The organism is Streptomyces exfoliatus (assembly GCF_000725545.1).
Taxonomy (GTDB): Bacteria; Actinomycetota; Actinomycetes; order Streptomycetales; family Streptomycetaceae; genus Streptomyces; species Streptomyces exfoliatus.
Map to the genome: position 1 here is coordinate 1 of NZ_JNZP01000055.1, position 13,840 is coordinate 13,840.

11 protein-coding genes and 3 pseudogenes are annotated in these 13,840 nt (G+C 65.2%); 13 read left to right on the forward strand and 1 reads right to left on the reverse strand.

The annotated features are described in order from the left end of the window. The 13 genes and pseudogenes from IO20_RS40570 to IO20_RS0133490 all read left to right on the forward strand — a co-directional run. Positions 1–352 (forward strand): annotated as a pseudogene (locus IO20_RS40570) (non-homologous end joining protein Ku); the annotation flags it as partial. Between the two features lie 509 nt (positions 353–861). After that, positions 862–1,108: pseudogene (locus IO20_RS41830) on the forward strand (hypothetical protein); the annotation flags it as partial. 333 nt (positions 1,109–1,441) lie between these two features. Continuing rightward, positions 1,442–2,302: an FG-GAP repeat domain-containing protein gene (locus tag IO20_RS0133445; protein ID WP_051875143.1), complete on the forward strand. Its 861-nt coding sequence runs from the start codon at positions 1,442–1,444 to the stop codon at positions 2,300–2,302. A 1,063-nt stretch (positions 2,303–3,365) separates the two neighbouring features. Continuing rightward, a pseudogene (locus IO20_RS42490) lies at positions 3,366–3,719 on the forward strand (DUF6531 domain-containing protein); the annotation flags it as partial. Positions 3,720–4,199: 480 nt separating this feature from the next. Then, positions 4,200–8,111, forward strand: coding sequence for an RHS repeat-associated core domain-containing protein (locus tag IO20_RS39305; protein ID WP_245685145.1), 3,912 nt, complete (start codon positions 4,200–4,202; stop codon positions 8,109–8,111). A gap of 84 nt (positions 8,112–8,195) precedes the next feature. After that, positions 8,196–8,495 (forward strand): hypothetical protein, encoded by a 300-nt coding sequence (locus IO20_RS40575; protein ID WP_157850861.1) that lies wholly within the window; start codon positions 8,196–8,198, stop codon positions 8,493–8,495. A 72-nt stretch (positions 8,496–8,567) separates the two neighbouring features. Next, positions 8,568–9,388, forward strand: a protein-coding gene (locus tag IO20_RS39310) for an IS5 family transposase (protein ID WP_245685146.1) whose coding sequence is annotated in 2 segments (ribosomal slippage) — positions 8,568–8,888 and positions 8,891–9,388 — 819 coding nt in all. Because the reading frame shifts where the segments join, the coding sequence is not laid out codon by codon here. A 219-nt stretch (positions 9,389–9,607) separates the two neighbouring features. Further along, on the forward strand, positions 9,608–9,886 hold the full coding sequence (locus tag IO20_RS37920) for a hypothetical protein (protein WP_051875152.1): 279 nt from the start codon (positions 9,608–9,610) through the stop codon (positions 9,884–9,886). After that, positions 9,879–10,895 carry a hypothetical protein gene (locus tag IO20_RS0133470; protein ID WP_051875155.1) on the forward strand — a complete coding sequence of 339 codons (1,017 nt, stop codon included), beginning with the start codon at positions 9,879–9,881 and terminating at the stop codon, positions 10,893–10,895. Before IO20_RS37920 ends, IO20_RS0133470 begins: the two co-directional genes overlap by 8 nt. 27 nt (positions 10,896–10,922) lie before the next feature. Then, complete coding sequence (locus tag IO20_RS0133475; protein WP_030556824.1) at positions 10,923–11,741, forward strand: class I SAM-dependent methyltransferase; 819 nt, start codon at positions 10,923–10,925, stop codon at positions 11,739–11,741. After that, on the forward strand, positions 11,738–12,520 hold the full coding sequence (locus IO20_RS0133480) for a class I SAM-dependent methyltransferase (RefSeq protein ID WP_030556825.1): 783 nt from the start codon (positions 11,738–11,740) through the stop codon (positions 12,518–12,520). Before IO20_RS0133475 ends, IO20_RS0133480 begins: the two co-directional genes overlap by 4 nt. Positions 12,521–12,706: 186 nt before the next feature. Next, positions 12,707–12,955 (forward strand): hypothetical protein, encoded by a 249-nt coding sequence (locus IO20_RS0133485; protein ID WP_030556826.1) that lies wholly within the window; start codon positions 12,707–12,709, stop codon positions 12,953–12,955. Positions 12,956–13,024: 69 nt separating this feature from the next. After that, a complete protein-coding gene (locus IO20_RS0133490; protein WP_030556827.1) occupies positions 13,025–13,213 on the forward strand; it encodes a hypothetical protein in 189 nt (62 codons plus the stop codon). Between the two features lie 492 nt (positions 13,214–13,705). Here the strand turns inward: IO20_RS0133490 and IO20_RS42100 are convergent. Then, positions 13,706–13,840 (reverse strand): tectonin domain-containing protein (locus IO20_RS42100; protein WP_342668815.1); only part of this gene is annotated, 135 nt, incomplete at its 5' end.

Sequence of the window (13,840 nt, forward strand, 5' to 3'; positions counted from 1 at the left end):
CACGATGGCGGCCGACCGCCTGGAGGAGCTCGGTGACGAGCTCACCGACCACTACACCGAGGCGCTCCACGAGGTCATCGCGGCGAAGGCCGAGGATCGAGCGCCGCAACCGGTCGCGGAAGCTCATGAGCCAGCCGGGCAGGTCGTCGACCTGATGGCCGCGCTGGAGAAATCGGTCGCCGAGGCCCGCGAGCGCCGCAGCGAGACCGGCCCCGCCGACGGCACCGAGGCGACCGTGCACGAGATGCCGAAGCCCAAGAAGACGGCCGCGAAGAAGACCCCGCCGAAGAAGGCCCCGGCCAAGAAGACGACGGCGAAGAAGACGACCACGCGGCGCCGCAAGTCGGCCTGAGGCGGGCCCGGCCCCTGTCCGAGGGAGACGGCATGCCCCTTCACGCCGTTGAGGACGGGGTCCTGCACCGGACGCTGCCCTGCGACCTCGAGGTCACCACCCGGGCCGCCGCCCCGCTGGAGGCACAGGCGCTCATCTACGCCCATCGCCCCCCGACGCGTCCGCGTGCAGCTCGACGGCCCCGACCCCTCACCCGCCTCACTCGAGGTTGTCGTGCCTCCGGTGCCGGGCATCGCGGCCTATGTGGAAGCCCTCATCGCGCGATACCCGGATGATGCCGACCGCAGTGCCGTATGGGCATCGACGCCGGTCATCGATGAGGCATGGCCCGATCGTGTACCTGCTCATGTCCTACGGCCAGGCTCAAGAGGTGTCCACGTACGCCGCTGCGCTGGCTCGTGAGCACGCACTCGTCTGTTTCGACCCGCGGGGAGAATGCCTCCGGCCGTGAGCTCGCAGTTCGCACGGTGACGCCTCCCAGATGCCCCCGTTTCTCTAGGGGAGGGCACTTGTTCGTATTCGTGTGTGCTGGGTGTCGCGCCAGGCTGACCAACCCTCTGTCCCAGGTGGAGCTGCCGACCCACACCCATCAGAAGTACGGAAACGGGACTCAGCTCCCGGTTCTCATGGAGCCAGGCACGGTTCGCCGTAGAACCGGAGCCCTGGGGGCACCCATGGCGGAGGTCGGAGGAGATCGATCCGGAGGAGGCGGCAGCCCGCGGCATCCACGCCCCGGCCTACGCCTTGTCCGGGGGCTTTGCGGTGATGCAGGGCGGACCTGTCCTCTGCCGCAGGGTTCAGACCGAGGCCGCGGGATCAGGTAGGAGGCGGTCACCATCCCGAGCCCGCCAGTTCCGCCGCCCGACCCATTACCGCGAACTTCGTACCGCCGCAGACGGGAACGATGCTGCGAACGATTCGCTTTACCCGTAGCTCCAAAAACACGACGAGCGTATGCAAGGATCCAGCGGTGACAGAAGGAAAACCCGCTCGCTCAAGGGTAGTTGGAAACCGCCCTTTGGCTGGAATTTGGAGGATTACGTGGCAAGCGCCAGGAGCTCCAGGCTGATCCGCGTCTTAGGCGCCGCTGTGATCGGCATCTTGATGGCAACGTCTGTAGGGGGCGCCGCCACTGGCACCTCTTCGAGGCCCGTCACAGCTGCAAGTACGAACAGCCTTGGCCCGCAAGGCGATGCCGATGCCTCGGCGGCGGGTACCGCGCAGGTAAACCGCCTGTTCGGGATCGACAGCACAGGTGCCCTTTGGAGCTACGCCGCCAATGGCGCAGGCGGCTACGAGGGGCGCATCGAGTCAGGCTACGGCTGGAGCACCGCCCAGCATCTCGCCCAGGTCGACCACAACGCTGACAACTCCGCCGACGGACACTGGGATGTCACAGCAGGCACGCTGACCTACACGGCCTGGGGGGATGCGGCCGAACCAATCACCGTCGGTACGGGATGGGGCATCTACGACAAATTCCTGTCCGCAGGTAACCTGGGAGGTGCGCCGGCGGACGACCTGATCGCCAGGGACAGCTCGGGCACGCTGTGGATCTATCTTGGTTACGGTGACGGCAAGTTGACGCAGCGCAGGGCGATCGGCGGTGGCTGGAACGTCTACGATCAGATCGCTGGCAAGGGTGACCTGAGCGGCGACGGTAAGGACGATATCGTCGCCCGTGATACCGCAGGAGTGCTCTGGCTCTACCAGGGGACAGGCGACTACACGGCACCTTTCACGCCCCGCACGAGGATAGGCAGCGGCTGGAACATCTTCAACCTGCTCGTCTCCGTCGGAGACGTCGACCTGGACGGCACCGCTGACCTGATCACCAGGGACACAGGAGGTGGCCTCTGGCGCTACTCGGGCACCCGCCAGGCAGCTGCACCGTATGCCGCACGAGTGCAGATCGGCACAGGATGGAACATCTACCGTCTCGTGTTCTGACCTGGCTGAGAGGTGCGCGGCCAGGCGATTTTTGGAGTAAAGGCCACCCCCACGCGTAAGTGGCAGTGCGACGGACAACGAGCAGAGAGTTTAAGCCAACCCTGGTCAGCAATAGGAGATGGCAGCAGCCATCAAGGTACCGTCCCTCCCCAGAACGCTCTTCGCTCACTGTCTGGTGTCTTCGCGCGCCAGCGCGAAGACGGAATTCCCTGGGGAGGGGACTGTGTTATTACTGCGCGCTTCGTTCAGCCGCATCGCAATCAGTTTGATCATCGCCTGGAGCGTTGTGCTGGCATGTGCCACTGATGGGACGTCGGGGAACCGTAATAGGCCGGTAGCCTCAGATCCCTTGGTCGCTGCATCAGCCGCGCCCGGGCCAATGCGGAATGGACGACCCCCCAAACCCGCAGCCGCACAGAAACCGATGTCACTTGAAGAGAGAAATGCGCAAGTTGCGGCAGACCGCAAGCGCGGGCGCGTTCTTTCCCCCTCCGAAGGCAAGGAGGGTCAGACCGGCGGAACAACCTCAATCGGCCAGGAATCTCTCACGCAATCAGATCCCGGATACTACCAGATGGCCGTAGATCGGGTAGATCTATTTAATTCCACCGGGGAGCGAATAGCCTATTCGAGTTGGGATGTTAGCGCAGATCCAGTATATCAAGAGCTGGGCGGCTTCATGTCGAAGGCTGGTGATACATTAACCATCAAGTCGGAAATCTACTACAATAACAATAATCCGGACTGGGATGGCTCTACGGAGGCGGAGGAGGAAGGCCTTCAAGACGTGCCTGTGAGATTATTGCTGGCTTGTCGCTCCGTGACTGTCGGCGGGGTAACGACAGGGGCATACCACTCGGATCCAGTGATGGTGAAGGCTCCATCCCACATCCATTCGGCTCAATGGAGCACCTGGGAGGGGGACCCGAACCCACCGCCGACGCGACTTCCGGGCGGACCGGTCTCTTTTACGTTCAAGTACGACCCAAGGCTTTGCCTCGAATCGAATGAGAGGCTCCCCGGGGGTGACGGCCCGGAGTCATATCGCGTGGTAGTCCAAGGGATGCGAACGGATGGCACCTGGGCGGAATACTCACACCATCCTGGTGTCCATGGTGTGGCCCTCGCTGAACTGCCCGTTAATCAGACATATGGCTCTATTTGTGGGGGAAATTCGGCCGGCGCACCTCATTGTCAAGAGTATCGAGGGTTAGGTGTAAATACGTCGACAGGAGCCTTTGCGCAGTCGGCAACTGACGTAGCACTGTCTGATGTTGAGGCGCTAGAGCTGCGACGGAGCTACTCATCAAATAACTTGACAAACGGCTCGCTAGGTGCAGGCTGGTCGGCATCGTGGGACGCCAAGCTTGGAATAAAAGAATCGGGAGACGTCGAATTTCGATCCGAAGATGGCTCAATATATCCATTTACGAAGACTGGCACCGATTCCTTCGAATCCCCGCTGACCGCGCGGTCGACGCTGCGAAAGGTAGGGGATGGGTACGAATTGCATACTCCAGCGGGCCTTACGCTCTCGTTTGATTCTGTAGGAAGGATTACGAAGCGGCTAAACCGGCAGGGTCGGGGATCCATCTACACCTATTCGGAAAATCGTCTTGATGCGATAGAGACCCAGGCTGGCCGAAAGGCGATATTCGAATACAATGGCGGGCTGCTTTCCGGCATCACGCTCTCCGATGGGCGGAAAATCACCTACGCGTATACGGATAGTCACCTTACCGGCGTAACTGCGCCTGGCTTAAAGAAGGTGGCATACAGATATGATAGTGCAGGCCGTCTTGCAGAGATAACGGACCCTCGCGGCAGCTCCGTAGTCCGTAACACCTACGATAGTGCTGGCCGCATAGTGGACCAAGCCAGCCCTGCTATCGGTAGCGTGAAGTTCAGCTACAGGAACGGGGAAACGGATGTCGTCGATGCTGACGGAGGTGTATGGACGGATGTCTACCATGAGAACGTCCTGCTAGCACAGTATGATCCTTTTGGGAATAAGAGTTCCTTCGAGTATAGCTATCAACTCGACGGTTTTGCGGTCACTGATGCTCTCGGTGGCCGATTCGGAACCACGATGAACTCTCTAAAGCGTCCCAATCAAGTGAAGGGACCTCTCACCACGCGTCGTTGGCTTTATCAGGGGGAGGATCTCTACTCCTACAGCAACGGAAACTCTCGCACTAGCCGCTATATCTACAATCCCTCCCATGAACTTACCGAAGCGCGAGATTCACTCGGTGGTGTAACTAAGTACACTTATACGGGGGATGGCCGCCTCGAGTCTGTCACTGATCCCCGCGGCGGCATGACCAAGTACGGCTACGACGCCGCTGGAAACCAGAATTCTGTTACTTACCCGGATGGGTCCCGGCAGACCCAGACCCATGATGCGGCTGGGCGGGTAATCAGCGTGGTTGATCCACGGGGGAACGCGCCAGGAGCTAACCCGGACGACTTCACCACCAGGTACACCTACGACGACGCCGGCCTCCTCAGCGCGACCACAGACGCCAAAGGACGCACCACCACAAATACCTACGATGATTCGGGAAACCTGACGTCCACGACGGACGCTGCGGGCAAGGTCACCAGGCACGAGTACGACGCCGCGAACCGTCTCGTCAAAACGATCGATCCGGCCGGCAACAGCGCTCTCAGGGCATACGACATCATGGGCCGCCTGACTTCTACCACCGATCAGGCCGGCGGTAGAACCACGTACACGTATGACAAGGCCGGTCGGGTGTTGTCGATGACCACACCCCGCGGCAACGTGAGCGGCGCTGATGCATCGAAGTACACCTGGAAGTACGGCTACGACAAGGTCGGCAACCAGACCTCGGTGACCGACCCGCTCGGCAACACGACAGCCACAGAGTACGACGCCGAGTACCGTCCCGTCGCGGTGACCGACGCACTCGGCAACGTGCGGAAGACCAAGTACGACGGCGAGGGCAACGTCCTCCAGACCACCGATGCTCTGGGGAAGACCACTACCAACACCTATGACGCCAACGGGCGGCTCGCCACTGCGACGGACCGGGACGGACGCACCGTCACCTACACCTACGACCCGTCCGGGAACCTGACCTCGGAAACCTCGCCGCTGGGCTTCAAGACCACCTACAGCTACGACAGTAGCGGTCGGCGTACCGGAGTGGTCGAGCCGCGGGGCAATATCGCCGGAGCCGATCCCGCCCAGTACTCCTGGACCACTGGCTACGACGCGGCGGGGAACGTCACCTCGCAGACCGACCCGCTGGGCAATAAGACGACGAGCAGCTACGACGAGCTAGGCAACCTCGTCGAAGAGGTCAACCCCCGGGATATGGGGACCACATATAGCTATAACTCGCTGAACCAGCTGTCTTCGGTGACGGCCCCGGGTCAGGGCACCACCACCGTCGCATACGACAACCTGGGCCGAATGACGTCTCGCACGGACGCGAAGGGTCACGTCACCACCTACGCCTACGACAACGCGGGCCGCCTCACCAAAGTCACCGACGCGCTCGGCAGGCCCACCCAGTTCGCCTACGACATCGAAGGCAACCGCATCAAGGTCACCAACGGCCGCGGGCAGACTCATGCCAGCACCTTCGACGCCCGAGACCTGTTGACCAACACGACGTACTCGGACGGCACACCCACCGTCTCCTACACCTACGACCCAGTGGGCCAGGTCAAGACGGTCGCTGACGGTACCGGCACCCGCACCTTCACCTACGACGCCGAAGGCCGACCGCTCACCATCAGCTCGCCAGGAGCGACCAACCCCTTCAAGTACACATACAACCCCGGTGGCGCCATCAAGAGCCGTATCTACCCTGACGGCCGTGGCATCACCTACTCGCATGACGCCGACGGCCGCACCACCGGGCAGATCAGCGGCAGCAAATCGATCACCTACGGCTGGGATGCGGCGGGCAACCTCACCTCCACGAATTTGCCTACGACCACAGCCCGAACCGAAACCCGCACCTACGACCCAGCGGGTCGCCTGGCCTCCGCCAGTGAAGGAACCGGCGCCCGCCACTACACCCGCGACGCGGGTGGCCTGATCATCGCAGACAGGTTCAAGGACGCCTCCACAACCAGCCTGGCCACCCGCTACGCCTACGACGATGCCGGTCGCCTCGCCCGTGACTGCACCGACACCATTGCCAACAGCTCGTGCCTGGATGGCACCGCAGGCAGTGCGTATACATACGACGCGGTCGGCAACCTGGCCACATCGGTCACCGCCGGCTCTACCACCGCCAACACATACGACGCCGCGGACCAGCTAACCCAAGCCACCGTCGGTACGACCATCACCAACCTGGTCTATGACGCCGACGGCAACCTCACCAAGGACACCGACGGCACCTACGCCTATGACGCCATCGGCCGGGTGAAATCCGCAACCGTCGGCACCGACACCGTCACCTTCACCTACGACTCCGACGGCAACCGCACCGTCGCCAAGAAGAACAACGCATCGATTCGAATCTCACGCTGGGACGTCAACAACCCGCTGCCGCAGATCGCCACCGAAACCTCGGAGGCCAACGGCAGAGGCGTACTGATAGGCGACTACCAGTACAACCCATCCGGCGCCCCGGTTGCCGCCTATGGGCCGAGCGGCACGTTCTTCTTCCAGCATGACCGCCAAGACTCCGTCACTGCCGTCCACGACGTAGCCGGCGTCGAGCAGTACAAGTACACCTACAACGCCTGGGGTGTCTCCACCGGAAAAGCCAGTATCACGGGCGCCAAGGGCAGCGTCTTCGGGTACACCGGGCAGTACAAGGACCCATACCTGCCTGGCCGCCTCCACCTGCGCGCCCGCAGTTACGATCCCGACACCGGCCGCTTCACCACGCCCGACCCGGTGCCCACGACGCCCGGCAGCCCGAATGCCTCAGGCTACGCATACGCCAACAACGACCCCGTCAACCAGTCCGACCCGTCGGGCCTCTGCCCCCTTTGCGTGTCAGCGGGCGTCGGCGCTTTGATCGGCGGTGCCCTCGAAGGCGGCATCTACAGCTGGCAGCACCGCAACGACGGCCAGTTCTCGTGGGGCGGACTGGCCACGGCTGCCGGCAAGGGAGCGCTGGTCGGAGGTGCAGCGGGACTGATCATGCCCGGCGCCGGCAACGTTGTTGCCCGAGGCGTAGGCCTCAGCGGAGGCCGGGCACTAGCCACGTCCACGGCCGTGAACGCGGGAGTGGGAGCCGGCTTCTCGTGGGGTGTGAACCACGTGCAGTGCCGTCCCACCGATGCATGGGACCTGTTGTTCGGTGCCGCTGGTGGAGGCAGTAGCAGCCTCGTCGGGCCGGCCTTCAGCTGGCTGAAGGGAAAACTCCTCCAGCCTCGAGTCACTGTCTCCGCCCACAGCGGCGATTCCTTGAAAGGCTATGCCTTCAGGGGCTTGCGAGACGATGAGAACCCAGCCCTGGGTCTCAAGTCGTCGGGTAACAACCCCGATGTCGAGGCTTGGCAGCACGTGGTCCAGGACAACAACTCGCCATGGATTTCACTGACCCGTGATCCAAGAGTCGCCTGGAAGTACAGTGGAGAGGGTGGGAAGACTATTGTGGCTGTTGATCTCTCAAAGGTAGGATCTGAGACGATTGATGCTGCCGCCAACCTTCGCGTACCGCATGAGTTCTACAACTTCGCCAAAGATGCGGCTTTCCGCGACAAGGAAATCCTTGTCAAGTTCAATGTCCCGGCCAGTGCCATCGTGAAGAAGTGGCCAGCAGGAACAAGCTTCGAGGCGATCCTGAGGGACATAGCGGAACTCAACTGAAACAAAGCTGCATGCAAGGTGGGCTCGCCTCGCGAATGGCGAGCCCACCTCACTGTTCACGGTCTCTGAAATGAGGATTAATTCATGTCAACGCAACGTTGGGAGCTGAGGGCGGAAGGATCGACGATTGGCGTCCTCCACCTTTTGGAGATTGATCAGCCGTGGTTCCGATGCGAATTCGCCGAATCTCATGGATGGCAACGGGTGAGAGATCTATTCGAGGCGCAGGCCGAAGCTGTTGACAGCGGTGATCAAGAGCGAATGATGCAGGCCATTGGCGCCGTAAGGAGCCTGCAGCTTGAGCTTTACTCTGCAGACTCAGGAGAGACAATTGAGCCGGTCATGATCCAAATCAGGGATGATAGAGCGAACTTCCGCTATTAGAGGCCCTAACACAATGAGGTGGATCGGTTCTGGTGGCCGTGTCCGGTCGGTGGGTTAGGCGTTGTCCGGGCCATGGGGGCTTCACCGTGGATCGTGTCGGATGACCTGTGGGAGCGGATCGAGCCGCTCTTGCCGAAGCGGGAGAGGCGGTTCAGATACCCGGGTCGCAAGCCGGTCCCGGACCGGCAGGTGCTGTGCGGGATCCTGTTCGTGCTGCACACCGGCATCCAGTGGGAACACCTGCCCCAGGAGCTCGGGTTCGGGTCCGGCATGACGTGCTGGCGTCGACTGGACTGGAACGAGGCCGGGGTCTGGCAGCAGCTGCATGAGGTGCTGCTGGCCGAGCTGAACGCCGCCGCCCGGCTCGACTGGTCGGGGGCGGTTGTCGACTCCAGCCACGTCAGAGCGTTAAAAGGGGGCTTCAGACCGGTCCGTCGCCAGTCGACCGGGGACGGGCCGGCTCCAAGCACCACCTGATCACCGATGGTCACGGCACCCCGCTCGCGGTCATCCTCACCGGCGGCAACCGCAACGATGTCACCCAGCTCATGCCCCTGCTTGATGACGTCCCAGCCGTCCGGGGCAGGCCCGGGCGGCCCCGCCGCAAGCCGGAGTCGGTCTTCGCCGACCGCGGCTACGACCACGACATCTATCGCGACCAGGTCCGGGCCCGTCGGATCCTCCCCGTCATTGCCCGGCGCGGCACAGCCCATGGCAGCGGCCTGGGCGCCTACCGATGGGTGGTCGAGCGCACCTTCGCCTGGCTCCACGGCTTCAAGCGACTCCGCGTCCGCTGGGAACGCCGAGCCGACATCCACGAAGCCTTCCTCAAGCTCGCGTGCTGCCTGATCACCCACCGCCAAGTGCTGTCCTTGGCCGGCCCGGCAAACTGATCGCAGCTGGAGACCGCGCTGGACCGGCTCGCCCACACGCCCCTGTGCTGGGCCCACTACGACTACGGCCTGCCAAACGCCTTCCCCGCCGGCGTCATCGACTGGCAGCACCACGGCCTCGCCCCGGTCGGCTACGACACCTACCCCGCCCTGGAGATCATCGCCTTCAAGGGCGGCACCAAGGGCTACTACGCCACCCCCGCCCAGCGCGAGCGATACGTGGCCGCGCTCGACGAAGCCGCCCTGCACGTCCTCGGGAGCCGGCCGAGTCGGCACCTGGGCGACTTCCTGCTCATCAAGGCGCTGTTCTTCCTCGCGCTCATGAAGCCGGCCGACCTCACGAACACCGACAAGGTCACCAAGTGGAACTACCGCCGCACCCTGTTCATGATGGGAGTCGAGCAGTATGAGCGCACCGGCCGTATCGACACCGCCGCCTTCCCCAGCCTCGACGACTTCGCCGCTCAGCCTGAGCACTGCCGTACCGGCGGTGCGTGACCGCGACTACCTCCTCGACCGCGCGGGCGTCGTCTTCAAGGTCATCGGCGACGTCCACCCGCCCACCCACTACCTCGGGTACGTGAAGTACTACCCGGACGACAAGGGCGACCGGCAGTTATTCGGGCGCACCTACCGGCAGAACACGATCGTCTCCAAAGCTTTCGGCATCCTCGCCGACCGGCCCGAGTGCTACCTCTACTCCGACACGATCGGCTGCGTCATCACCGGCGTGCCCCGCCAGGACGTCACCCGGCACTACTCCTGCCGCCACGCCCTGACCGTCCTACACCAAGCGCCCGAGCTCCTCGGCGACTCCGCCGTCGCCCGGGACCTGAAGGCCATCATCGACCGCGTCGTCGACCTCGGCGCCACGGACCTGCTCGGCGTGACCGGCTCGTTCCTCGTCGGCTGCTTCAACGCGCGCTCCGACATCGACCTCGTCTGCTACGGGCCCCGCGGCTACGAAGCCGCCCGCGAACTCTTCTCCGACCGTACGCTCATCCGCCCGTACGAAGGCGACGCGCTGACCCGGCTCTACCTGCGCCGCGCCAAGTACATGACGGGCAGCTCCTTCGACGTCCTGATGCGGCAGGAGACCCGCAAACTGCAGGGACTCACCGCAAGGGCCGACGCGCACATCAACTGCGAGCCCCTGCGCGAGGACGGCGACCACACCTTCACCGACGTCACCACGAAGGAGGTCGGGGCCATCAGTGTCGTCGCCACCATCACCGACGACACCCAGGGCCTGGCCACGCCGGCGCTGTACGGCATCGGCGTGGACACCGTCATCCACTCCACCGTCGACGACCCCGAGATCTTCGCCCGCCGCATCACCCACATGCGCTCCTACCTGGGCGCCTACACCGGGGCGTTCCGTACGGGCGACGCCGTCTACCTGTCGGGCAAGCTCGTCCACACCAAGGACGGGCCCCGCTCCGGCTTCGGCATCGAGCTCACCCCCTGGACCGCCGCCGAGTCCTACCTCGCAACCCTCGCCCGATGACCCATCCCCTGTGCAGGAAGGCCCGACGTGACAGCCAACCCGCCCGCGCTGTTCGCATCGGCAGCGGAGTACTACGTCCGCTTCCGCCCCTGGTACCCCGAAGAACTCTTCGCGCTCCTGGCTGACAGGTTCAACCTCGACGGCACCCAGACGGCCATGGACCTGGGCTGCGGCCCGGGCATGTCCGCCCTGCCGCTGTCGCCGCACGTCGGCCGCCTCTACGCCATCGACCCCGAGCCCGGGATGCTCGCCGCCGGCGCCCGCCTCGCCGCCGAGCGGAACGTCACGAACATCGAGTGGGTCAACAGCGACTCCACCCAGATCACCACCCTGGGCCTGCCCCCGATCGACCTGTGCGTCATGGCCAAGTCGTTCCACTGGTTCGACCGGCCCCGCGTCCTGGCCGACCTCGACACGCTCATCACCGCCGGCGGCGGCATCGTCATCGCCTCCGCCGGTCCGCCGGGCACCACGCCCCTGCCCGCCTGGGCGCCCGTCATCGCCCAGGTCCGCACCACCTACCTCGGGCCCGTACGCCGCGCCGGCACCGGCACCTACCCCGAACCCGAAGACCGCTTTACCGACACCCTGCGCAGCTCCCCGTTCTCCCGTGTGGAGTTCACGTCCCTGGACCAGCACGTGACGCGCGACCTCGACCAGCTCGTCGGACTCCAGCTGTCCAACTCCTACTCCACCCCCGCCCTCCTCGGAGACCGTCTGGACGCGTTCACCCGCGACCTGCGCCGCGCCCTCCTCGACCACGACCCTTCGGGCCTCTACGACGAGGTGATCCGCACCGAAGTCCTCATCGCCACCCGCCCCGACCGAAGGAGCACCACCCCGTGACGACGTTCGCCTCCGCCGCGCACCACTACGCCGCCTTCCGCCCCCGCTACCCCGAGGAGTTCTTCACGCTCCTCACCGACCGCTTCGGTCTCAACGGGACTCAGACGGTTCTCGACCTCGGCTGCGGACCAGGCACCATCACCGTCCCCCTCGCCTCACGAGCCGGCCACATCTACGCGGTCGACGTCGAACCGGCCATGATCAGCGAGGGCCGCAAGGCCGCCGCCGCGCAGGGCATCGGCAACGTCACCTGGGCGTGCGGCGACGCCGCCGGTCTCACCGGCATGGGCCTGCCCCCGCTCCACCTGTGCACGATGGGCAAGTCCTTCCAGTGGGTGAGTCAGGACCAGGTCCTGGCCGACCTCGACAGGCTCATCCGCCCGAGGGGCGGGATCGCCCTCGTCTCCACCGGCCCCCGGGCCAGCACGGTCAGGCCGGCGTGGCTCGACATCATCGAGAACGTCTGCACCGACGTCATCGGCCCCGACTACCGCCAGGAGCACGGACCCGTCGCCCACCCCGCCGAAGGCCGGGACGACGCACTGCGCCGGTCCGCCTTCTCCCTCATCGAGACCGCCCGCTGGGACCAGACCTTCACCCGCACCCTGGACGAGCTCGTCGGCCTGCAGTCCTCCTTCTCCTACTCCAGCCCCGCCGTCCTCGGCACCCGGCAGGCCGCCTTCGAAGAACGCCTGCGCCGTGAACTCACCGCGTTCAGCCCGAACGGCACCTTCGAGAACACCGTCCCTATCGAAGCCGTCATCGCCACCAGGCCGTAGCCGTCCATCCGCTTGAAGCACCGCCGGCCTGCCCCCGCCGCCCTTGCGGCACACGACTCGGCAGGCCGGCCCGCGGCGTGGCGCGGCCGGTGTGCCACGCTGAAGGGGCCCGGTGGGGTCGCGCCCGTGAAGCCGACGCCACCCCGCCGGGCACCGGTATCCCGATCAGCGCAGGAAGGCCCCGCCGTGGACAGCACCGGTCTCGAGGGCAAGGACGTCGAGTACGAGGTCGTGCTCCGCTTCCATCCGGGCGGGCCGGCCATCCTCGGTGTGTGGTCCGCGCCCGAGGTGGCCGACGCGAAGTTCCTGGAGTGGCTTGGGGCGCATGGACAGCCCGGCGCCGTCCTCGCCCTGACCGCCACCATCGGCGGCGAGAGGCGCCCGGTGAAGAGCTGGACTCACGAGGGCGGTCTGCAGGTGGCCAAAGCGGCCTGACCCGCGTGCGGGGACGGCCCGAATCGTCCGTCCCGTGCCCTGGCCCGGGCCAGGGCCGTTGAAGACGGTGTGGACCATGACACCGACCCTGTGACGGGCACCTACTCCGACGAGCCTCGCCTCGCTCTGCTGACCGCCACGGAGGCCCGCGAGACGGTCGAGCTGCTCCAGGATCTGGAGCAGCTCGACCCGGCCGGGCGCGGCCGGGCGGCCGGGCAGCTCGCCGCCGACCTCGCCCGTCGCCTGTCCGCCCCGTAGCCGGAGCCGTTGCGCCACGGCGGCCACCGGTGTTGGACAGAGTCTTCGGAATCCCTCCGGCCTGGCGGCCCGTGCCGCGCTGCTGGACGGCACCTACTGGGAGGTCGCCGGCCGGGTCCCCGACGCATCGCGTTGACCGCCGCCCGCAGGTCGAGCAGGGAGGCCGGTTCGGGCTCCGGCTCCAGGACGGCGAAGTCCCGCCGTCTGCCGTCGACGAAGACAATCTGCGCGTTCCGGGCGACGTCCTCGTCGCGGACCTCGAACCCGTCGGCGCGGACGCCGCCGACGACGAGTGACACCACACCTGAGCGGCGGCCGGCCGGCATTCGGGGCGACGCTCTTCCCGTTCGCTCGCCACCAAATTAATGGGCTGCGGCGGTACTTCTTCCAGCTCCCCGACCTGCCCGGCGGGCTGCGGCCCCTGCGCGCCAAAGCGCCTGCGCCCCGTCGCCGCGGTTCGGTGACGGGGCGACGAGGCGGAGACTGACTCAGCTAGGGCTGGTCGCCGATGTAGCGGTAGATCTCGGAGTTGGCGTTGACGCCCCAGACGGTGCCGTCGGCCGCCGCGCTGATGTCGGTCAGACCGCCGGGGACGCCGTGCCACGGCGTGGCGTCGTCGTTGGTGAA

Bases quoted from the DNA above. Each gene is read 5' to 3' on its own strand.
- IO20_RS40575 (WP_157850861.1), top strand. From the start codon at position 8,196: ATGTCAACGCAACGTTGGGAGCTGAGGGCGGAAGGATCGACGATTGGC.